General features: G+C 71.8%; 13 protein-coding genes. 7 read left to right on the forward strand and 6 right to left on the reverse strand.

Annotated elements, in window-relative coordinates:
* Positions 1-75 precede the first annotated feature (75 nt).
* The 5 genes from PV364_RS12160 to PV364_RS12180 form a co-directional block, all read right to left on the reverse strand.
* The gene (locus PV364_RS12160) at positions 76-759 is read right to left on the reverse strand and encodes a hypothetical protein (protein ID WP_319659889.1); all 684 of its coding nucleotides are present in this window, start codon (positions 757-759) and stop codon (positions 76-78) included.
* Positions 760-1,071: 312 nt separating this feature from the next.
* A complete protein-coding gene (locus PV364_RS12165; RefSeq protein ID WP_401978946.1) occupies positions 1,072-1,566 on the reverse strand; it encodes an ATP-binding protein in 495 nt (164 codons plus the stop codon).
* A 254-nt stretch (positions 1,567-1,820) separates the two neighbouring features.
* Positions 1,821-2,588 (reverse strand): enoyl-CoA hydratase/isomerase family protein, encoded by a 768-nt coding sequence (locus PV364_RS12170; RefSeq protein WP_319659890.1) that lies wholly within the window; start codon positions 2,586-2,588, stop codon positions 1,821-1,823.
* A gap of 67 nt (positions 2,589-2,655) precedes the next feature.
* Positions 2,656-3,840, reverse strand: a complete 1,185-nt coding sequence (locus PV364_RS12175; protein ID WP_401978966.1) for an Ig-like domain-containing protein — start codon at positions 3,838-3,840, stop codon at positions 2,656-2,658.
* 201 nt (positions 3,841-4,041) lie between these two features.
* Positions 4,042-5,187: an Ig-like domain-containing protein gene (locus tag PV364_RS12180; RefSeq protein WP_401978968.1), complete on the reverse strand. Its 1,146-nt coding sequence runs from the start codon at positions 5,185-5,187 to the stop codon at positions 4,042-4,044.
* 251 nt (positions 5,188-5,438) lie between these two features.
* Here PV364_RS12180 and glgX point away from each other — a divergent pair, with 251 nt between their 5' ends.
* The 5 genes from glgX to PV364_RS12205 all read left to right on the forward strand — a co-directional run bounded on the left by glgX (position 5,439) and on the right by PV364_RS12205 (position 15,809).
* Complete coding sequence (gene glgX / locus PV364_RS12185) at positions 5,439-7,715, forward strand: glycogen debranching protein GlgX (RefSeq protein WP_319659893.1); 2,277 nt, start codon at positions 5,439-5,441, stop codon at positions 7,713-7,715.
* A gap of 63 nt (positions 7,716-7,778) precedes the next feature.
* The gene (locus tag PV364_RS12190) at positions 7,779-9,050 is read left to right on the forward strand and encodes an MFS transporter (RefSeq protein WP_401978949.1); all 1,272 of its coding nucleotides are present in this window, start codon (positions 7,779-7,781) and stop codon (positions 9,048-9,050) included.
* 34 nt (positions 9,051-9,084) lie between these two features.
* A complete protein-coding gene (locus PV364_RS12195; protein WP_319659894.1) occupies positions 9,085-10,902 on the forward strand; it encodes an ABC transporter ATP-binding protein in 1,818 nt (605 codons plus the stop codon).
* 52 nt (positions 10,903-10,954) lie between these two features.
* Positions 10,955-12,868: an ABC transporter ATP-binding protein gene (locus PV364_RS12200; RefSeq protein ID WP_319659895.1), complete on the forward strand. Its 1,914-nt coding sequence runs from the start codon at positions 10,955-10,957 to the stop codon at positions 12,866-12,868.
* A gap of 559 nt (positions 12,869-13,427) precedes the next feature.
* Positions 13,428-15,809, forward strand: coding sequence for a M4 family metallopeptidase (locus PV364_RS12205; RefSeq protein ID WP_319659896.1), 2,382 nt, complete (start codon positions 13,428-13,430; stop codon positions 15,807-15,809).
* 92 nt (positions 15,810-15,901) lie between these two features.
* Here the strand turns inward: PV364_RS12205 and glgP are convergent, their stop codons facing one another.
* Positions 15,902-18,538 carry an alpha-glucan family phosphorylase gene (glgP, locus tag PV364_RS12210; protein WP_319659897.1) on the reverse strand — a complete coding sequence of 879 codons (2,637 nt, stop codon included), beginning with the start codon at positions 18,536-18,538 and terminating at the stop codon, positions 15,902-15,904.
* A 471-nt stretch (positions 18,539-19,009) separates the two neighbouring features.
* On the opposite strand from glgP, the gene PV364_RS12215 reads away from it, so the two are divergent.
* Entirely contained in the window at positions 19,010-21,007 is a 1,998-nt protein-coding gene (locus PV364_RS12215; RefSeq protein ID WP_319659898.1) for an alpha-1,4-glucan--maltose-1-phosphate maltosyltransferase, read from the forward strand.
* The gene (treS, locus tag PV364_RS12220) at positions 21,004-22,722 is read left to right on the forward strand and encodes a maltose alpha-D-glucosyltransferase (RefSeq protein WP_319659899.1); all 1,719 of its coding nucleotides are present in this window, start codon (positions 21,004-21,006) and stop codon (positions 22,720-22,722) included. Before PV364_RS12215 ends, treS begins: the two co-directional genes overlap by 4 nt.
* Positions 22,723-22,907: the final 185 nt, after the last annotated feature.

Here is a 22,907-nt window from a genome sequence, read left to right on the forward strand (position 1 = left end):
GGTTCCGGCCCCCCACGGGGCCCGCGTTCTTCCCGGGTGCGGTGGCCGGCCGCGGCCGGTCACCGCACCCGCGCGTCAGCCCGTCGAGGCGGGCGTCGACGTCGTGGCCCCGGCCGGGACGCCCGGTTCCGGCACGCCGGTCCAGGCCGGGGCGGGCCAGCCGCGCCAGGGGGCGTAGTCGGGATTGGTCACGCACCGGGCGGTGATCTCGGTCCGGGTCGCGGGGTCCACCGGGCAGCCCTTGACGACGAACTGCCGCGCGATGCCTCCGGGAAAGGCGATGCCCGTCTGCGGCGCGCGCACCGTACGGGTGCCGAGGGTGGCGTTGACGTCGATGCCGCCGGGGGCGTCGATCCAGTAGTGGTAGGCCGCGCCCTGCCGGCGGTAGGCCTCCCGGTCGTAGGTGGCGGCCACGTAGGGCGCCGGCTGGTCGCGCTGGGCGTAGGACCTCAGGTCGTACTGGCCGTGGGTGTCGGCCGGGCGCAGGCCCTCCTTGAAGACCACCGCGGGCGACCGGTCGTCGGACCGGTACAGGGCACGGCAGTTGGCGCGCCAGGCGGGCGCGTCCGGGCGCATCCTGGCGAGGTCCACATCGGTCTCCGCCGCAGCGTAGAGCCGGTCGGGAACGAGGGGGCACCACTCGGCGGCGTCGGCAAGCCCGGGGGCGACGGCGTCGGCGGTGGCGCACAGCGGGAGGGCGAGGGCGCCCAGCGGAAGCGCGGCGGCGCTCAGCCGGCGCAGCATACGCAGTGTGGTCATACGATCACGATCACCCCGGTCCGGCCCGGCGCCGGGGATGCTCACCCGTTCGTCGGCGTGTCCGCGCGGCACGGCCGGCCACGCGGGACCCCCGTGCGAAAGAGGCCCCCTGCGCGCCGTTGTTCGGCGGAGTGGGGGCCTCTCATTCGTCATGGAACCAGGGGGTGTGATCCATGACGTCCTGGAACGACCGAGCCGGGTCGATGGGGTCGTTACGCACAACTATACGTCATTCCCCACCCCAGACCTCACGATGTGTGCGTGAGGTGGGCCACTGACCTTGTAAACGCAGGCGTGAAGTTCACTTTGTGTTCAACGGTCCATGACGCGCATTTCGAACCAGGTGGTCTTTCCGCGCGGCAGCAGATCCACGCCCCAGCGGTCGGCGAGCTTGTCCACCAGGAACAGCCCGCGGCCGCTGATGTCCATCTCCCGCACCGGCATGAGACAGGGCAGCGCCCGGGACGGGTCGCGCACCTCGACCCGGATCCAGCCGCGGCGGCGCAGCATGCGCAGGCCGAAGGTGCGGGCTCCGGTGTGCCGGACGGCATTGCCGACGAGCTCGGAGACGAGTAACTCGACCACGTCGTTGAACTGCGGCAGGCCCCACAGCCGCAGCACCGACAGCGCCAGCCGGCGTGCGGTGGCCGCGGACTCCGGGCGCGAGGTGAGCGGCACCTCGCCCTCGGACGGGTTCCCCACCAGATCGAGGGATGCCGCCAGTTCGTCGGCCGCCGCGGGCGGCCGCCCCGCAGCCGGGATCGTCACCCGCTGCGGCTGTTCCGATGCTCCCTGCTGCCCCGCCATGCCCTCATGATGACCGCCCCGAGCGGCGGTTCGGGGCGGATCGGGGGAATTGGCCGGGCGGAATGGGATGTTCCGAGTAGTCGTTTTGACATATGTCAAGGGCAAAAATGGATCTCCCACCATGCCCTTCACCTGCGACGACCGCGTCCTGACGGCGGCCTGTCAACCCATCCGGCGCGGGTCGCCTTAAGGTCTGCTTAAGGTTCCCTTAAGGCGACCGGGCCGGTTCCGAAGGTCACTCAACCGGGTGGGGGCTAAAGGAACTTCGCCTTGCCGGGCCCCTCCTCGACGAAGCTGCGCATGCCCGTCGTGCGGTCCTCGGTGGCGAACAGCCCCGCGAAGAGGTTGCGTTCGATCGTCAGGCCGGTCTCCAGATCGGTCTCCAGGCCGGCGTCGACCGCCTCCTTCGCGGCGCGCAGCGCCAGCGCCGGGCCGCGGGCCAGGCGCTCCGCCCAGGCGCGCGCCTCGGCGTACACCTGCTCGGCGGGGACCACCTTGTCCACCAGACCGATCGTCAGCGCCTCGTCCGCCGGCACCATGCGGCCGGTGAAGATGAGGTCCTTGGCCTTGGACGGCCCGACCAGCCGGGACAGCCGCTGGGTGCCGCCGGCGCCCGGGATCAGGCCGAGCAGGATCTCCGGCTGGCCGAGCTTCGCGTTCTCCCCGGCGATCCGGATGTCGGCGCACAGGGCGAGTTCACAGCCGCCGCCCAGCGCGTAACCCGTCACGGCGGCGACCACCGGCTTGGGGATCCGGGCCACCGCCGTGAAGGAGTCCTGCAGCGCGCGGGCCCGGACGGCCATGGCCTCGTAGTCCATGGCCTGCATCTCCTTGATGTCCGCGCCCGCCGCGAACACCTTCTCGCCGCCCCAGACCACCACGGCCCGGACGTCGTCGCGCCGGGCCGCCTCCTCCGCGACCTCGCGGAGCCGGTCCTGTGTCGCGACGTCCAGCGCGTTCATCGGGGGGCGGTCCAGGCGAATGGTGCCGACACCCTCGTCGACCTCAAGATTGACTGTCATGGCCGACGAGGGTATCCGTGAACGCCCGTTTACGCTGCGACGTGCCTCACGGGCACGGCGCCCGCTGTCAGGAGGCGGCGGTCCACTCGCTCCACGGCATGTTCCAGCCGTTGAGCCCGTTCCACCACTGCACCGTCTTGTCCTTGGAGTTCTTCACCTCGACGACGTCCCCGATCATCGAGTTGTCGTAGAACCAGCCCGACGGACTGCTGCTGCTGCCGCCGCGCACGTCCTGCAGACCGACGCAGCCGTGGCTGACGTTGGCGTTGCCGAAGGTGGAGGGGCTCGCCCAGTAGTTGCCGTGGACGAAGGTGCCCGAGGTGGTCAGGCGCTGCGCGTGCGGCACGTCCTTGATGTCGTACTCGCCGCCGAAGCCCACCGTGTCGCCGTTCATACGGGTGACCGGGTAGCGCTCGGTGATGACCATCTTGCCGTTGTACGTGGTCGTTCCCGGACCACCGGAGGTGATCGGTATGGTCCGCAGCAGCCTGCCGTCGCGGTAGACCTTCATGGTGTGCTTCGCCGCGTCGACGATGCTGACCTGGCTGCGGCCCACGGTGTAGTGGACGTCCTTGGACTGGGTGCCGTAGACGCCGTCCGCGCCCTCGACGCCGTTCAGCCGCAGGGACAGCGTGATCTTGGTGCCCTTCGCCCAGTACTTCTCCGGGCGGAAGTCGATGCGCTGGTTGCCGTACCAGTGGCCGGCGACCGGGACGGACGGGCTCGCGGTGACCGCGATGGCCTTCTCGACGGCCTTCTTGTCCTTGATGGGGCGGTTGAAGTTGAGGGAGACCTCCATCCCCGTGCCGATCGTCTGACCGTCCTCCGGGGTGAAGAAGCCGATGAAGGTGTCCTTCGGGGTGACCGTGGTGAAGCTCGCGTGCTTGGCGGACTCGCGTCCCGCGCTGTCCTTGGCTATGGCGTCCACCGTGTACTTGGTCGACGCGCCCAGCGTCTCGGACGGCTCCCATCCGGTGCCGTCGGCGGATATCTCCCCGTCGACCGGTTCGCCCTTGGCCGTCTTCACCACCACCGAGGTCAACTTGCCCTTGCCCGCGGTGATCTTCAGCGCCCCCGTGGTGGCCACGTCGTCCGCGCCGTCCTCCGGCGCGATCGTCACGACGGCCTGCGACTCGGTGGTGTCACCGGTGCCGCCGCTCGCCGACGCCGACGCCCCCGGCTTGGCCTGGTCGCCGCCGTCCTTGCTGTTCCCGCTCGCGCTGCCACCGCAGGCGGTCACCAGCAGCAGCATCGCCCCCGTCGCCAGGGCCAAGGTGGTGCGCTTGGCGCCCGGCGCTCCCTGTATCGCCTTCAACTCTTCTCTCCCCATGCCCGGCCGTGCCCGTGTGAGTCCCCCTCACTCTCGGATCAGCCAACCACAGGAAGGAGGTCCGGCAGGTCCCGGTAATGTCACCGTTCCGTCCCGATCACCGGGCCCTGCCGCAGCGGGTGTTCAGCCGCCGGACCGCCACTGCTGCCAGGACAGGTTCCAGCCGCCCAGCCCGTTGTCCGGGGCGACGGTGCGGTCGTGGGAGTTGACCACCGTGACCATGTCCCCGACGAGCGTGTGGTCGAAGAACCAGCCCGCCGGAGTGGCGTCCCCGCCGCCCTTCACGTCGTACAGGCCGACGCAGCCGTGGCTGGTGTTGGCGGAGCCGAAGGTGCCGGGGGCCGCCCAGTAACTGCCGTGCACGAAGGTGCCGGAGCGGGTCAGGCGCAGGGCGTGCGGGACGTCCGGGATGTCGTACTCGCCGCCGAAACCGACGGTGTCGCCGTTCATCCGGGTCAGCCGCAGCTTCTCGGAGACCACCATGGCGCCGTTGTACGTGGGGTTGTCGGGCGCGCCGGCCGAGATCGGCAGGACGCGGAACACCTGCCCGGCCCGGCGCACCGTCATGGTGTGGGTCGCCGCGTCGACGACGCTGGTCTGGTCCCGGCCGACGGTGAAGCGCACGTCCTTGTGCTGCACCCCGTACACCTCGGGCGCGGCCTCCACGTCGCGCAGCCGCAGCGCGAGGGTGACCTCGGTGCCGGGCTGCCAGCGGTAGCGGGGCCGGAAGTCCAGACGCTGGTCGCCGAACCAGTGCGGCGCGACGTCGACGGCCGGCTCCGAGGTCACGGAGATCGCCCGCTCGACGGCCGCGCGGTCGGCCACCGGCCGGTTGAAGTCCAGGGACACGATCATGCCGGTGCCCACTGTCTGGCCGTCCTCCGGCGTGAAGTAGCCGACCAGGGTGTTCTGCGGGACGAGGGTGGTGAAGACCGCGTGTTTGGCCGCGCGGCGGCCGTCTCCGTCCACCGCGACCGCGTCCACGGTGTACTTCGCCGACAGCGCCAGCCGGTCGCGGGGCTGCCAGCGGGTGCGGTCGGCGCTGAGCACGCCGTCGATCCCGGTCCCCTCGCCGTCGGCCACCCGCACGGAGCTGAGCCGGCCGTGCTCCGCCTCGACGGTGAACGGATCGTCGGGTCGCACGTCGCGGGCCCCGTCACCCGGCGTGATCCGGATCTGAGCCTGCGACAGCTTCGGAGCGCGGTCCGCGGCGGTACCGCCCTCCCCCGGCGCGAAGCCGAGCCCGCACGCCGTCAGCACCAGACCCATCCATATGGCGGCGGTCGATCCCACCCCCGCGCGCACAGCGCGCCGCACCGCAGTCGTCACGCAGGGTCAACGACCGGGGGGCCGCGGGGAAACGTGCCGACGCTGGCGATCGATCACACGTGTGACGTCCCGCGGGGAACGGGAAAGTAAAGCGGGAGGGCGCGACGCGGGCACGGGAGGGACACCGTGCCGCGACGGACCTGGCCGGCGCGGCCAGGACCGGCGTCCCCCGAGCCGCAGGAGGCGAGCACGTGTCAGAGACGCGCCAGGACGATACGGCCGAGCGGGCCGGCATGCTGCGCCCGGTCGGCCCCCCGATCGCTCCCCTGTCCGTGCCCCTCCCCCGCCCGCACTCCGATCCGGCGGCCGCCGAGCCGGAGCCGGCGCGGGAGGTCTGGCCGGGCAGCCCGCAGCCGCTGGGGGCCCGTTTCCACCTCGGCCCGGACGGGCGGCCGGGCACCAATTTCGCGCTGTGGGCGGGCGGTGCGGAGTCCGTCGAACTCTGCCTGTTCGACGACGACGGCGCCGAGAGCAGGATCCCGCTGACCGAACTGACCCATGAGATCTGGCACGGCTTCGTCCCCGGCGTCCTGCCGGGGCACCGCTACGGCTACCGGGTGGGCGGCCGCTGGGACCCGTGGACCGGCGCCCGCTGGAATCCGGCCAAGCTGCTGCTCGACCCGTACGCGCGGGCGGTGGACGGCGACTTCGCGCTCCCGCCCGAGGTGTACGGCCACGTCCGGGACTGGCCGGAGCGCGCGGTCGCCGACACCGTGCGCGACAACCGCGACTCGGCCCCGCACGTGCCCAAGGGCGTGGTGGTGGACGACGACGACTCCTGGGTGGACGACCGGCGCCCCAAGACGCCGTGGGCCGACTCCGTCATCTACGAGCTGCACGTGCGCGGTTTCACCATGCGCCACCCGGGCGTCCCGCCCGAGCTGCGCGGCACCTACGCGGGGCTCGCGCACCCCGCGGCGGTGGAGTACCTGGCGGGACTCGGCGTGACGGCGGTGGAACTGCTGCCGGTGCACCAGTTCGCGCACGAGGACCACCTGCTGCGCCGGGGCCTGCGCAACTACTGGGGCTACAACTCCGTCGGCTACTTCGCCCCGCACGCCGGCTACGCCGCCACCGGCAGCCGCGGCCAGCAGGTCGGCGAGTTCAAGCGGATGGTGCGCGCGCTGCACGACGCGGGCATCGAGGTGATCCTCGACGTGGTCTACAACCACACCGCCGAGGGCAGCGAGCTGGGCCCGACCCTGTCCCTGCGCGGCATCGACAACCGCGGCTACTACCGCCTGCAGGCGGACCCCCGCCGCTACGCCGACTACACCGGCTGCGGCAACACCCTGCACGTGGTGCAGCCCCAGGTGCTGCGGCTGATCACGGACTCGCTGCGCTACTGGGTCACCGAGATGGGCGTCGACGGCTTCCGCTTCGACCTGGCGGCGGCGCTGGCCCGCTCCATGCACGACGTCGACATGCTCTCCCCCTTCCTCGCCGTCATCGCCCAGGACCCGGTGCTGCGCCGGGTCAAGCTGATCGCCGAGCCGTGGGACGTCGGCTCCGGCGGCTACCAGGTGGGCGCCTTCCCGCCGTTGTGGACGGAGTGGAACGACCGCTACCGCGACACCGTGCGCGACTTCTGGCGCGGCACCCACCACGACGTGCGCGACCTCGGCTACCGGCTGTCGGGCTCCAGCGACCTGTACGCGTGGGGCGGCCGCCGGCCGTACGCCTCGGTCAACTTCATCACCGCGCACGACGGCTTCACCCTGCGCGACCTGGTGAGCTACGAGAGGAAGCACAACGAGGCCAACGGCGAGGACAACCGGGACGGCACCAACGACAACCGCTCCTGGAACTGCGGGCACGAGGGCGAGACCGACGACCCGCAGGTGACGGCGCTGCGCCGGCGGCAGCTGCGCAACATGCTCTCCACCCTGCTGCTGTCCACCGGGGTGCCGATGCTGACCTCCGGGGACGAGGCGGGGCGCACCCAGGGCGGCAACAACAACGCCTACTGCCAGGACAACGCGATCGGCTGGATGGACTGGTCGCTGCTGCAGGACCCGGCCTGGGCCGCGCTGCGCGACCTGACCACGCGGCTGGTGCGGTTGCGCCGCCGCCATCCGGTGCTGCGCCGTAGGGCCTTCTTCTCCGGGCGCCCGCAGTCCGACGGCGGGCTGCGGGACCTGGCCTGGTTCACCGCGCGGGGGCGGGAGATGACCGAGGCGGACTGGCACGGGGCCAACTCGACGCTGGGGATGTACCTGTCCGGCGCGGACATCCCGCACCGCGACCAGCAGGGGCTGCCGGTGCGCGACGACAGCTTCCTCGCCGTGCTGCACGCCTCGCACCGCCCGGTCCGCTTCACGCTGCCGGGCGCGCCGTGGGCGGCGGAGTACGAACTGCTGCTGGACACCTCGCTGGAGGAGCAGGCGGAGGCGCCGGGCACCCGCCACCGGGCCGGCGACGTCCTGACGGTACCGGGGCGGACGGTGCTGCTGCTGCGGGTGGTCTGAGGCGCGAGACAGCGCGGCGAAGGTGTGGACTCGACCAATTGGTCCAGTCCACACTGGTCGTCCGTGACCTCCGCATCTCCGCCCTCCCCGCCGCACGCCTCCGACCGCACCGCGGGAGCCACCCCCCGGGACCGGCTGTGGTCACGGGGGTTCGCGCTCTACTTCACCGCCCGCAGCGTCGCCATGCTCGGCGACTCGATGCTGCCCGTCGCCCTGTCGGCCGGACTCCTCCAGCACGGCTACGGCGCGGGCGACATCGGCTTCGCCATGGCCTCGTTCACCGCCTGCTTCGCGGGGCTGGTGGTGTTCGGCGGGGTGCTCGCCGACCGCTTCAGCGCCCGCGGCCTCATGATCGGCGCGGATCTGGTGCGGGTGGGCACGCAGACCCTGGCGGCGGCCCTGTTCTTCTCGGGGCACGTCGTGCTGTGGCAGATCTGCCTGATCGGCGCGGTCAACGGCGCGGCGGGCGCGATGTTCCAGCCAGGGGTGGCCAGTACGGTCCCGCAGGTGGCGCGGGACGTCCAGGAGGCCAACGGCGTCGTCCGCACGGCCGAGTCGCTGATGGCGCTGGCGGGCCCGGCGCTGGCCGGTGTGCTGGTGGCGTTCGCCTCCTCCGGCGGGGTGTTCGCCGTGCACGCCGGCACGTACGCGGTGAGCGCGGTCTGCCTGCTGCTGCTCCGGCTGCCCGGGCGGACCGCGGAGGAGCCGCGGGACGCCGTCCGGCGCGGCAGCTTCCGGGCCGACCTGGCCGAGGGGTGGCGGGAGTTCCGGGCCCGCACCTGGATGTGGTCGGTGATCGTGATCTGGATGGCCTTCATGATCATGGTCATGGGCCCGGTGACCCCGCTGGCGGCCGGTGAGATCCTGCCCGCGCACGGTCCGAAGGCGTACGGCCTGGTCTCCTCCGCCCTGGGGGCGGGCACCGCGCTCGGCGGACTGCTGGCGATCCGGGTCCGGCCGGCCCGTCCGCTGCGGGGCGGGGCCCTGGCGCTGTTCGGGTTCGCGCTCTACCCGGCGGCGGTCGGCGCGGGGCTGCCGGTGCCGGTGGTCGCGGCGGCGGTGCTGGTCGCCGGGACGGCCTGGGCGTTCTGGAGTGTGATGTGGGCCACCAGCGTGCAGACCCAGGTGCCCGGCGAGATCCTCAACCGGATCCACGCGTACGAGGTCGCGGGGTCGGTCGCCATGCTGCCCGTCGGGCAGGCGCTGGCGGGGCCGGCGGCCGGAATCCTCGGGGCCCGCCCGGTCCTGCTGGCCGGTGGCGTGGTGACCCTGGGGGTCTGTGCGGCGCTGCTGTCGGTACCCGCCGTGCGCGACCTCGGCCGAAAATCCGGATGAGCGTTGTCAGTGGTCGGCCGTACTCTCTGAAACGATGCCTGAGTCGACCATCCATCCCGCGCCCGACCGTCCCCGATCCGCCGTCCGCTCCCTGCTGCGCCTGTGGCCGTACGTCAGACCGGTCAGCCACCGGCTGTTCGGCTCCGCGGGCGTGGCCGTGGTCGCGTCGTGCCTCGCGCTGCTCATCCCGCTGGTCCTGAAGTGGATCGTGGACGGCCCGGTCGCCGACCACGACCCCTCCGGCGTCTGGCTCGGCGGCGGCGTCGTACTGCTGCTCGGGCTCCTGGAGGCAGGGCTGTTCGGCATACGGCGCTGGCTGGTGGCCCGGCCGATGGCGGGGCTGGAAGCGTCCATGCGGGCGGAGCTGTACCAGCGGCTGCAGCGCCTGCCGGTGGCCTTCCACGACCGCTGGGGATCGGGACAGCTGCTCTCGCGCGCCACGAACGACCTGCAGATCCTGCGGATGTTCCTGACGTTCCCGATGGTCTTCCTGGCGGTCAACGGCGCGACGATCGTGGCGGGCTTCGCCATCCTGTTCTTCCAGCACTGGTCGCTCGGGCTGATCCTGCTGGTGCCCGTCGTACCGCTGGTGTTCCTCTGCGCGTACTTCGAGGCGCGCTACCAGCAGGCCTCCCGGCTCGCCCAGGACCAGGTCGGCGACCTGACCACGCTGGTCGAGGAGTCCGTGCTCGGCATCCGGATCATCAAGGCCTTCGGCCGGCACCGCAGCCAGGCCGAGGCCTTCCGCCGCCAGTCGCGCGAGCTGCGCGGCACCGAGCTGCGCAAGGCCCGGCTGCTGGCCGACCTGTGGATGGTCATCACCGCCCTGCCGGACGTGGCGCTCGGCGCGGCGCTGGTGCTGGGCGCGACGCAGGTGGCCGACGGCGACCTGTCCGCCGGCACGCTGGTGGCCTTCCTCTCCACCGCGCTGGCGCTGCGCTGGCCCGTGGAGTCGCTGGGCTGGCTGCTGTCGTTCAGCAACGAGGCGGCCACCGCCGCCGACCGCGTCTTCGAGGTGCTGGACTCCGAGATCCCCCCGGAGACCGGCGAAGGCACCGGGCCGGAGGTGACGGCCGGGGGTGGCGACGGCATCCGCTTCTCCGGTGTCCGCTTCCGCTACCCCGACGCCCCCGAGGGCACCCCCGACCTGCTCACCGGCATCGACCTGCACATCCGCAGCGGTGAGACGGTCGCCCTGGTCGGCTCCACGGGCAGCGGCAAGACCACGCTCACCTCGCTGATCCCCCGGCTGTACGAACCGACCGGGGGCCGCATCACCCTGGACGGCGCCGACTCCGCCGGGCTGAGCCGGTCCGCGCTGCGCCGCATCGTGGCCACGGCCTTCGAGGAGCCCACGCTCTTCTCCGCCAGCGTCCGGGAGAACGTCCTGATGGGCGCCCCCGACGCGGACGAGGCCGATCTGCTGCGGGCCCTGGAGATCGCCCAGTGCGACTTCGTCCACAAGCTCCCGCAGGGGGTGGAGACCCAGGTCGGCGAACAGGGCCTGAGCCTGTCCGGCGGCCAGCGGCAGCGACTCGCCCTGGCCCGCGCGGTGGTGGGACGGCCGCGCTTCCTCGTCCTGGACGACCCGCTGTCCGCGCTGGACGTCCACACCGAGGCCCTGGTCGAGGCCGCCCTGCGCCAGGTGCTCGCCACCACCACCGCGCTGGTCGTGGCCCACCGTCCTTCCACGGTGATGCTGGCCGACCGCGTCGCCCTGATGGCCGACGGCCGGGTCACCGAGGTCGGCACGCACCACGAACTGCTCGCCACCTCCGCGGAGTACCGCCGTCTGATGTCCGGCCAGGACGAGCCCGCCGCCGTCCCCTCCGGCGGAGGCGCGGCCGGATGACCCCGTCCCGCACCGGCCGCAGCAGGATCCGATCCCAAGGGAGCAGCGCACGATGACCTCCGTCGCGGAGTCAGGGCCCTCCACCGGCGAACCCGGTGAGGCGGGCCGCCCCGGCGAACCCGCCCCGCCCGGTGAGCCGGCCGAGGAGCACAAGCCGGCCGGCTCACCGGGCGGCGACGATCCCTTCGACCGGGACACCCTCCCGACGCCCCCCGGGGCGTCGGGCCGGCTGCTGCGCGACCTCGTCGGCCCGCACCGCGGGCGGGTCTGGTTCGCGGCCGTGATGCTGCTCCTGCAGCAGGCCGCCGTGCAGGCGGGCCCGCTGATCGTGGCGGTGGCCATCGACCGGGCGATCCCGGCGCTGCGCCGGGGCGACCACGGGCCGCTGATCGCGGTGGCGGTGGGCTACATCGGGTGCGCCGTCGCGGGCGGCCTGCTGCAGCGCACGTTCATCCGCAGGGCCGGGGTGATCTGCCAGGACGTCCTGGTGGAGCTGCGCAGCCGGATCTTCCGGCACGCCCAGGCGCTGGGCCTGGACTTCCACGAGCGCTACACCTCGGGCCGGATCATCGCGCGCGCGACCTCCGACGTGGAGTCGATCCGCGAACTGCTGACCGAGGGCCTGCAGGAACTGCTCAACGTCGGGCTGTCGGTGCTCTACATCTCCGCGGTGCTGCTCTGGCTGGACTGGCCGCTCGGCCTGTTCACGCTGGCGAGCGGGGTGCCGCTGGTGTTCACCATCCGCGCGTTCCGCCGCCGCTCCGCCCGGGTGTACACGCGGCGCTCGGCCGCGACCGCCGCGGTCATCGTGCGCTTCACCGAGACGATGAACGGCATCCGGCCCGTGCAGGCGTTCCGCCGCGAGCACGCCAACGACGAGGCCTTCGGCGAGCTGAACGCCGCGCACCGCAAGGCCAACGGCGACGCGATCCTGGAGATGGGCCGGTTCACCGTCTCCTCCTGGCTGATCGCCAACACCTCGGTGGCGCTGGTGGTCCTGTGGGGCGCGTACCGGGTGGCCTCCGGCTCGCTGGAACTGGGCGTGCTCGCGGCCTTCGTGCTCTACCTGCGCCGGCTGTACGCGCCGATCGACCCGCTCGGCATGTTCCTCAACTCCTACCAGTCGGCCGCCGCCTCGCTGGAGAAGATCGCCGGCCTGCTCGCCCAGCGGCCCTCGGTCCCCGAGCCGGAGGCACCGCGCGCCCTGCCGCCCACGGAGGTGGAGATCCCGGGCCGCGAGGTCGTCTTCGACGACGTCCGCTTCGCCTACCGCACCGGCGGCGAGGTGCTGCCCCGCTTCGACCTGCGGCTGCCCGCGGGCCAGACGGTGGCGGTGGTCGGGGCGACCGGCGCCGGCAAGTCGACGCTCGCCAAGCTGCTGGCCCGCTTCTACGACCCGACCTCGGGCCGTGTCACCCTCGACGGGGTGGACCTGCGCGACCTGGCGCTGCCGGACCTGCGCCGCGGTGTGGTCATGGTCACCCAGGAGGCGTTCCTCTTCTCCGGCACGGTCGCCGAGAACATCGCGATCGGCCGCCCGGAGGCGACCCGCGAGGAGGTCGAGGACGCCGCCCGCGCCATCGGCGCCCACGAGTTCATCGCCGCCCTCCCGGACGGCTACGACACCGACGTCCGCAAGCGCGGCGGCCGGATCTCGGCCGGCCAGCGGCAGTTGGTCGCCTTCGCGCGGGCGCTGCTCGCCGACCCCGCCGTGCTCATCCTCGACGAAGCCACCTCCTCGCTGGACGTGCCCGGCGAACGCGCGGTGCAGCGCGCGATGAGCGAGGTGCTGCGCGGCCGCACGGCGGTGATCATCGCCCACCGTCTGTCGACGGTCGAGATCGCCGACCGCGTCCTCGTCATGGACCAGGGCCGGATCGTGGAGGACGGCACCCCCGCCGACCTCATCTCCGGCAGCGGCCGCTTCGCCGACCTCCACCAGGCCTGGCGCGACAGCCTCGTCTGACACCCGCCTCCCCCGCCCCCCGGCTCCGCGCCGGGGGGCGTCGCGTTGTGCCCGCGGGCCGGACCCGGCCGATCGGTACCGCGTCCGGGCTCGCCCCGCACCCGACCCCGCGGCCCGTCCCGTTCACGTCCCACCGGACAACCGCGTCCCCGCCACGGACCGGGCCCGGACCGTGCAGGACGGCACCCCGCCGACCCCGTCTCCGACAGCGACAGCCCGCGCCGGGAGACGTCGCGCACTGCTCGGGGTGAGGCCGCGGCGCGCGCTGTCACGTCCTGCGGAGCCCGTCGTCCGTTATGCGGATCGACTGTCCTCCTGAAAGGACGTATTCGGCCAACTTCTCGACACGTACATGACATCAACCCGTGAGTAGTGGCACTCTTCCCCCGGTCGGCACAGAACGCGCCCGCGCCCGGGGCACCTCCGCGCGCTGTCGCGCCGGCCACAGCTCCGCACGTCCCACCCGCACGGCTTGCACGGCTAGTTCCGCCCGGGCAGCACACCCTGTCTGCCCGGCTGTCCCCGGCCGCCAACCGCGGCCGACGCAGTAGGAGTCCGAGTGAGACGATCCCCCCGCAAGGCAGTCGCGGCCACCAGCCTGGTCGCCACCGCCGCCTTCCTCGCCGTCGGCATACCGTCGACCACCGCCGCGGCGAAGCCCGCCCCCCACACGAGCCAGGTCCGCGCCGGAGCGCTCGAGGCCACGCTCACCCCCGCCCAGCACAGCTCGCTGATCAAGAGCGCGAGCGCCCGGACCGCCGTGACGGCCGAGTCCCTGGGCCTGGGCAGCAAGGAGAAGCTGGTCGTCCGGGACGTCGTCAAGGACGTGGACGGCACCCTGCACACGCGCTACGAGCGCACCTACGCCGGCCTCCCCGTGCTCGGCGGTGACCTCGTGGTGCACACGCCTGCCACGGGCACCGGCACGCTGGGCACCACGTTCAACACGAACAAGACGATCACGGTCGCCTCGACGACGCCGAAGGTCGCCGAGTCCGCCGCCACCGGCACGGCCCTCCGGGCCGCCAAGTCCCTCGACGCGAAGGCGCCCGCCGCGGACGGCGCCCGCAAGGTGATCTGGGCCGGGCAGGGCACCCCGAAGCTCGCCTGGGAGACCGTGGTCGGCGGTCTGCAGGACGACGGCACGCCGAGCCGGCTGCACGTCGTCACCGACGCCATGACCGGCAAGGAGCTGTACTGGTTCCAGGACATCAAGACCGGCACCGGCAACACCCAGTACAGCGGATCGGTGACCCTCGGCACCACGCTGTCGGGCTCGACGTACCAGCTGACCGACAACACCCGCGGCGGCCACAAGACGTACAACCTCAACCGGGCGACGTCCGGCACCGGGACGCTGTTCACCGACGCCGACGACGTCTGGGGCGACGGGACGGGCTCCAACACCCAGACCGCCGGCGCCGACGCCGCCTACGGCGCCCAGGAGACCTGGGACTTCTACAAGACCACCTTCGGCCGCAGCGGCATCCGCAACGACGGTGCCGCGGCGTACTCGCGGGTGCACTACAGCAGCGGCTACGTCAACGCGTTCTGGGACGACAGCTGCTTCTGCATGACCTACGGCGACGGCTCGGGCAACACCCACGCCCTGACCTCGCTGGACGTGGCGGGCCACGAGATGAGCCACGGCGTCACGTCCAACACCGCGGGGCTCAACTACACCGGTGAGTCAGGCGGCCTGAACGAGGCGACCTCCGACATCTTCGGAACGGGCGTCGAGTTCTACGCCAACAACAGCAGCGACGTCGGTGACTACCTCATCGGCGAGAAGATCAACATCAACGGCGACGGCACCCCGCTGCGCTACCAGGACAAGCCGTCCCGTGACGGCACGTCACCCGACAGCTGGTACTCCGGCATCGGCAACCTGGACGTCCACTACTCCTCGGGCCCGGCGAACCACATGTTCTACCTGCTCTCCGAGGGCAGCGGCGCCAAGGTCATCAACGGCGTCAGCTACAACAGCCCGACCGCTGACGGCATCGCCGTCGCCGGCATCGGCCGCGCCGCCGCGCTCCAGATCTGGTACAAGGCGCTGACCACCTACATGACCAGCAGCACCAACTACGCGGCCGCCCGCACCGCCGCCCTCAACGCCGCCTCCGCGCTGTACGGCGCCTCCTCCGCCCAGTACGCGGGCGTGCAGAACGCCTTCGCGGGCATCGGCGTCGGCAGCCACGCCCCGGCCTCAGGCGTCACGGTCACCAACCCGGGCAACCAGAACAGCAGCGTCGGCACCGCCGTCAGCCTGCAGATCTCGGCGAGCAGCACCAACTCCGGGGCGCTCGGCTACGCGGCGAGCGGTCTGCCGTCCGGGCTGTCGATCAACGCCTCCACCGGCCTGATCAGCGGCACCCCGACCACCGCGGGCACGTACAACACCACGGTCACGGTCACCGACTCCGCGTCCAAGACCGGTACCGCCGCCTTCACCTGGACCGTCACCACCGGTGGCGGCGGCACCTGCACCTCGGGGCAGCTGCTCGGCAACGCGGGCTTCGAGTCCGGCAGCGCCTCCTGGACGGCGACCAGCGGTGTGATCACCAATGACAGCGGCCAGGCCGCCCACGGCGGTTCGTACAAGGCCTGGCTGGACGGCTACGGCTCGACCCACACCGACACCCTGTCCCAGTCGGTGACCATCCCGGCCGGCTGCAAGGCGACCTTCACCTTCTGGCTGCACGTCGACTCCGCCGAGACGACCACCAGCACCCAGTACGACAAGCTGACCGTCACGGCCGGTTCGACCACCCTGGCCACCTACTCCAACCTCAACAAGGCCACGGGCTACACCCAGAAGTCCTTCAGCCTGAACGGCTTCGCCGGCTCCACCGTCAGCCTGAAGTTCACCGGCACCGAGGACTCCTCGCTGCAGACGAGCTTCGTGGTCGACGACACGGCCGTCACCACCAGCAACTGACCGCCGCCCGCCCCACCGGGTGACACATGCGCCGGGCCCCGGCCGTCCTCGACGGCCGGGGCCCGGTCATGTGCGGGGTACGGTGCGCGGGGTCAGCGCAGCACGCCCGCCGTCATGCCCGCGGCCTCGGCGGGCACCGCGATCAGCCCCAGCTCGGCGGCCGAGGCCAGCAGCCGGTGGGTGGGCAGCACCCGCACGGTGTAGCCGAAGGGCCCCGTGCGGTCCAGCGCCAGCGGCCCCTCGTAGAGCCAGCGGCCCTCCAGGTCGGGCCGGCCGCCCGGCTTGAGGGAGACCACCGTGGGGTCGGCGATGCGGTCGGAGTCGTCGACCCGGCCGGACACCACCTGGACGTCGACATCGCCCGGCTCCAGATCACCGAGGGCGACCTGGACCCGCAGGGTGAGCGTCGTCCCGAGTTCCGGCGAGCCGCCGACCGCGGCGCCGGTCTCCACGTGGTCCACGGCGATCCGCGGCCACTGCTCGCGCACCCGCCGCTTCCACGCCGCCAGTTCGGCCGCGTCGCCGCCGGCGGCGAGGCGGTGCGCCGCGGCGGCCGGGGCGTACAGCCGCTGGACGTACTCACGGACCATGCGGCCGGCCAGCACCTTGGGCCCCAGGGTGGTGAGGGTGTGCCGGACCATCTCGATCCAGCGCGCGGGCAGCCCGTGCGTGCCGTGGTCGTAGAAGCGCGGGGCGACCTGGTTCTCGATCAGGTCGTACAGCGCGGCCGCCTCGATGTCGTCGCGCCGGTCCGGGTCGCCCTGGGCGCCGAAACCGTCGGCGGTCGGGATGGCCCAGCCGTTGTTGCCGTCGAACCACTCCTCCCACCACCCGTCGAGGACGGAGAGGTTGAGGCAGCCGTTCAGCGCGGCCTTCATCCCGGAGGTGCCGCAGGCCTCCAGCGGGCGCAGCGGGTTGTTCAGCCAGACGTCGCACCCGTGGTACAGGTGCTGCGCCATGGCCATGTCGTAGTCGGGCAGGAAGACGATCCGGTGCCGTACCCGGGGGTCGTCGGCGAACCGCACGAGTTCCTGCACCAGGCGCTTGCCGCTGTCGTCGGCCGGGTGGGCCTTGCCCGCGACCACGATCTGGACCGGCCGGGTCGGGTGCAGCAGCAGGTCCATCAGCCGGTCCTGGTCGCGCAGCATGAGCGTGAGCCGCTTGTACGAGGGGACCCGGCGGGCGAAGCCGATGGTGAGCACATCGGGGTCGAGCACGTCGTCGGCCCAGCCCAGCTCGGCCGAGCCGGCGCCGCGCTGCCGCCAGGACGCGCGCACCCGGCGGCGCACCTCCCACACCAGTTGGTCGCGCAGCTCGCGGCGGAGCTCCCAGATGTCCGCGTCGGGGATGGCGCCGACGCTCTCCCAGGTGTCGGCCAGACCGACCGTCATCGCGTCCTCGGCCATCTGCGAGCCGACCTGCTTGGCGCCGAGCCGGAACACCTCGGGCGCCACCCAGGTGGGAGCGTGCACGCCGTTGGTGACGGAGGTGATCGGCACCTCCTCCGGGTCGAAGCCGGGCCACAGCCCGGCGAACATCTCCCGGCTGACCTGGCCGTGCAGGGTGGAGACGCCGTTGGCGCGCTGGGCCAGCCGCAGGCCCATCACCGCCATGTTGAAGACATTGGGGTCGCCCCCGGAGTACGTCTCCATGCCCAGCTCCAGCACCCGCTGCACGTCCACGCCGTGCAGTTCGCCGTCGTCGCCGAGGTGGCGGGCGACCAGCTCGCGGTCGAAGCGGTCGATGCCCGCGGGCACCGGGGTGTGCGTGGTGAAGACGGTCCCGGCCCGGACCGCCTCCAGCGCGGAGTCGAAGTCCGTCCCGGCGTCCTCGGCCGTGAGCTCGCGGATCCGCTCCAGGCCGAGGAAGCCGGCGTGCCCCTCGTTGGTGTGGAAGACCTCGGGCGCGGGGTGGCCGGTCAGCGAGCAGTACGTACGCACCGCGCGGACGCCGCCGATGCCGAGCAGCATCTCCTGGAGCAGCCGGTGCTCGCTGCCGCCGCCGTAGAGCCGGTCGGTGACGTCGCGTTCGCTGGGGTTGTTCTCCTCGACGTCGGAGTCCAGGAGCAGCAGCGGCACCCGGCCGACCCTGGCGAGCCAGACGTGGGCGCGCAGGCTGCGGCCGCCGGGCAGGTCGAGCACGATCAGGACAGGGGTGCCGCCGTCGTCGCGCAGCAGGGACAGCGGCAGCTCGTTCGGGTCGAGCACCGGGTAGTGCTCCTGCTGCCAGCCGTCGCGGGACAGGGACTGCCGGAAGTAGCCGTGCCGGTAGAGCAGGCCGACGCCGATCAGGGGGACGCCGAGGTCGCTGGCGGCCTTGAGGTGGTCGCCGGCCAGGATGCCCAGGCCGCCGGAGTACTGGGGCAGCGCGGCGGTGATGCCGAACTCGGGCGAGAAGTAGGCGATGGCGGCCGGGAGTTCCCCGGTGCCGCCGGCACCCTGGTACCAGCGGGGATTGGCGAGGTAGTCGTGGAGGTCCTCGACGGCGGTACCGAGCCGGCGCAGGAAGCGGCGGTCCCTGGCGAGCGCGTTCAGCCGGTCCTTGGAGACGGCGCCGAGCAGGCGCACCGGGTCGCCGGCCGCCGCCCGCCAGCCCTCCGGGTCGACCGCCTGGAACAGCTCGCGGGTCTCGGGGTGCCAGGACCAGCGCAGATTCTGCGCGAGCTCCCCGAGCGGACGTAGTGGTTCGGGCAGGACAGTTCGCACGGTGAATCGACGAATAGCCTTCACTCTTCGACGGTAGCGGCATCCCCCGGCCCGGTGGTGGCAACCGACGACCGGATGCGTTCCGCGCCGGTGCACGCCGGGGGCGCACCACCGGGGGGCGCGAACGCGCGCCGGCGGTGGCGCCGGGACCGCTCCCCCGGCCTCCCGCGCCACCCGTGCGGACCCTCCCGGCAGCCGGTCGCACCCGTCGACAATCGGCCAGTTCCACGGTGTCCGCGGGGTCCGCCGTCTTTCCGGAGGCTTTGCAAGCTACGCGCCAGTACCCCTTTCCGAGGGGTATTCGGTCGGCATCCAATGGGCAGGCTCACCCTTGCGCGACGCGGCGCCACTTCTCCTCCTCATACCCCAACTCACATCCGCCCACCCGAGTGAACGCGGACAGGAGCGGTCATGCCCCCAGGCAGCCAACCGAAGGAGCAGATAAAAAGAGTGCACGTCACCCGCCCGGCCACCAGCTCGAACAGGTGAGGCGCAATGATCGGTCGTATCCCCGTCCTGGACGTCCGCCCGCTGGTCGACTGCGGCCGCCGCCCCGCGAAGGCGGTGGCCGGCGAGACCTTTCAGGTGACGGCGACGGTGTTCCGTGAAGGACATGACGCCGTCGGGGCCAATGTGGTCCTGAAGGACCCCTCGGGCCGCAGCGGCCCGTGGACCCCGATGCGCGAACTCGCCCCCGGCACCGACCGGTGGGGCGCCGAAGTGACCCCGACCGCCGAGGGCCGCTGGACGTACACGGTGGAGGCCTGGAGCGATCCGGTGGCCACCTGGCGGCACCACGCGGGCATCAAGATCCCCGCCGGCATCGACACCGAACTGGTCCTCGCCGACGGCGCCGCTCTGCACGAGCGCGCCGCGGCCAAGGTCCCCAAGAAGGACGGCAGAGCCGTCGTGCTCGCCGCCGCCGACGCGCTGCGCGACGAGAGCCGGCCCCCCGCGGCCCGGCACGCCGCGGCGCTGGCCCCCGACGTGGTGGCCGTGCTGGACCGCCACCCGCTGCGCGAACTGGTCAGCGCCTCGCGCCCGGCGGCGCTCCAGGTCGAGCGCCGGCGGGCGCTGTTCGGCTCCTGGTACGAGATGTTCCCCCGCTCCGAGGGCGCGGTGGTGGACCCGTCCGGGAAGCACCCCCCGCGGTCCGGCACCTTCCGCACGGCGGCCGACCGGCTGCCGGCGATCGCCGCCATGGGCTTCGACGTGGTCTATCTGCCGCCCGTTCACCCGATCGGGTCGGCCTTCCGGAAGGGGCCGAACAACTCCCTGACGGCGGGTCCGCACGACGTGGGCTCGCCCTGGGCGATCGGCTCCCCCGAGGGCGGCCACGACGCGGTCCATCCGGACCTCGGCACCCTGGAGGACTTCGACTTCTTCGTCGAACGGGCCCGGGAACTGCGGCTGGAAATCGCCCTGGACTTCGCCCTGCAGTGCTCCCCCGAGCACCCGTGGGTGGAGAAGTACCCGGAGTGGTTCGCCCGCCGGCCGGACGGCTCGATCGCGTACGCCGAGAACCCGCCGAAGAAGTACCAGGACATCTACCCGATCGCCTTCGACTCCGACATGGCCGGGCTGGTCCGGGAGACCGAACGGGTGCTGCGGCACTGGATGGACCACGGGGTGCGGATCTTCCGGGTGGACAACCCGCACACCAAGCCGGCGGTCTTCTGGGAGAAGGTCATCGCGCACATCAACCGCACCGACCCCGACGTCATCTTCCTGGCCGAGGCGTTCACCCGTCCGGCGATGATGCACACGCTGGCCCGGATCGGCTTCCAGCAGTCGTACACGTACTTCACCTGGCGTAACGAGAAACAGGAACTGGTCGACTATCTGACGGAGCTCAGTGGGGACGCGGCGAGCTACATGCGCCCGAACTTCTTCGTCAACACCCCCGACATCCTGCATGCGTACCTGCAACAGGGGGGACGCGCGGCCTTCGAGGTGCGCGCGGTGCTGGCGGCGACCCTTTCGCCCACGTGGGGGGTGTACGCCGGATACGAGCTCTGCGAGAACGTGCCGGTGCGCGAGGGCAGTGAAGAGTACCTACACTCGGAGAAGTACGAGCTGAGGCCCCGTGACTGGGCGGCAGCCGAGGCCGAGGGCCGTTCCCTCGCGCCGCTGCTCACCGCGCTCAACCGGCTGCGGCGCCGCCACCCCGCGCTCCAGCAGCTGCGAGACCTGCGCTTCCACCACGTGAACAACGACGCGGTGCTGGCGTACTCGAAGCGCTCGGGCGATCGCGGTGACGTCGTACTGGTGGTCGTCAACCTGGACCCGCACCACACCCAGGAGGCGACCGTCTCGTTGAACATGCCGGAACTCGGCCTCGCATGGCACGAGTCCACCCCGGTGCGCGACGAGCTCACCGGCGAGACCTACCACTGGGGCAGGAACAACTATGTGCGCCTCGAGCCGGGCCGCGTGCCCGCGCACATCTTCACCCTGCGACCTACTCCATCGACAGGAGGGTCACCCACTTGATCGTCAACGAACCCGTACCTGACACGTTCGAAGACACCCCGGCGAAAGACCGGGATCCCGATTGGTTCAAACGGGCGGTCTTCTACGAGGTACTCGTACGGTCATTCCAGGACAGCAACGGCGACGGGGTCGGCGACCTCAAGGGGCTCACCGCCAAGCTGGACTATTTGCAGTGGCTGGGCGTCGACTGCCTGTGGCTGCCGCCGTTCTTCGCGTCACCGCTGCGTGACGGCGGCTACGACGTCTCCGACTACACGGCGGTACTACCGGAGTTCGGCGACCTGGCCGACTTCGTGGAGTTCGTGGACGCCGCGCACCAGCGCGGGATGCGGGTGATCATCGACTTCGTCGTGAACCACACCAGCGACCAGCACGAATGGTTCCAGCAGTCCCGCAGCGATCCCGACGGACCCTACGGCGACTACTACGTCTGGGCGGACGACGACAAGCAGTACCCGGAAGCCCGGATCATCTTCGTCGACACCGAGAGCTCCAACTGGACGTTCGACCCGGTGCGCAAGCAGTACTACTGGCACCGCTTCTTCTCCCACCAGCCGGATCTCAACTACGAGAACCCGAAGGTCCAGGAGGAGATCCTGGCCGCCCTGCGCTTCTGGCTCGACCTCGGCATCGACGGGTTCCGGCTGGACGCGGTGCCGTACCTCTACCAGGAGGAGGGCACCAACTGCGAGAACCTGCCGCGCACCCACGGCTTCCTGCGCAGGGTCCGCGAGGAGATCGACGCCCACTACCCGGACACCGTGCTGCTCGCCGAGGCCAACCAGTGGCCCGAGGACGTCGTCGACTACTTCGGCGACTACGCCAAGGGCGGCGACGAGTGCCACATGGCGTTCCACTTCCCGGTCATGCCGCGCATCTTCATGGCGGTGCGCCGGGAGTCGCGCTACCCGGTCTCGGAGATCCTGGCCAAGACCCCGGCCATCCCCAAGAACTGCCAGTGGGGCATCTTCCTGCGCAATCACGACGAGCTGACGCTCGAGATGGTGACGGACGAAGAGCGCGACTACATGTACGCGGAGTACGCCAAGGACCCGCGCATGCGGGCCAACATCGGCATCCGGCGGCGGCTCTCCCCGCTGCTGGACAACGACCGCAACCAGATCGAGCTCTTCACCGCGCTGCTGCTCTCCCTGCCCGGCTCGCCGATCCTCTACTACGGCGACGAGATCGGCATGGGCGACAACATCTGGCTCGGTGACCGCGACGCGGTGCGCACCCCGATGCAGTGGACGCCGGACCGCAACGCGGGCTTCTCCTCGTGCGATCCGGGACGGCTGTACCTGCCGACCATCATGGACCCGGTCTACGGCTACCAAGTCACCAACGTCGAGGCGCAGATGAGCTCGCCGAGCTCACTGCTGCACTGGACCCGCCGGATGGTCGAGATCCGCAAGCAGAACCCGGCCTTCGGCCTGGGCTCGTACACCGAGCTGCCCTCCAGCAACCCGGCCGTCCTGGCCTTCCTGCGCGAGGCGCCCTCGATGGACGGCAAGGGCGACGACCTCGTCCTGTGCGTGAACAACTTCTCGCGCTTCGCCCAGCCCACCGAGCTCGATCTGCGGTCGTTCGCCGGCCGTCACCCGGTCGAGCTCATCGGTGGGGTCCGCTTCCCGGCCATCGGGGAGCTGCCCTACCTGCTCACTCTCGCCGGTCACGGCTTCTACTGGTTCCGGCTGCGTCGCGACGCGGCCTAGCCGGCCCGCCGGAGGACGGCGACCCGGTGGTCCGGTGCGGTTTCGTACCGGACCGCCGGGGCAGGCTCCCCCTGCCGAATCCAGCGTCACATCGGATGCTTGTCGGGCGCTTGGCCCCTTGTAGGCCAGTACGCCAATTGCACCACCAGCTCGGATGATATTCGTCCGACACGTCCCGTGAGTCG

The sequence above is a fragment of the Streptomyces sp. MI02-7b genome, from assembly GCF_033793585.1.
GTDB lineage: Bacteria > Actinomycetota > Actinomycetes > Streptomycetales > Streptomycetaceae > Actinacidiphila.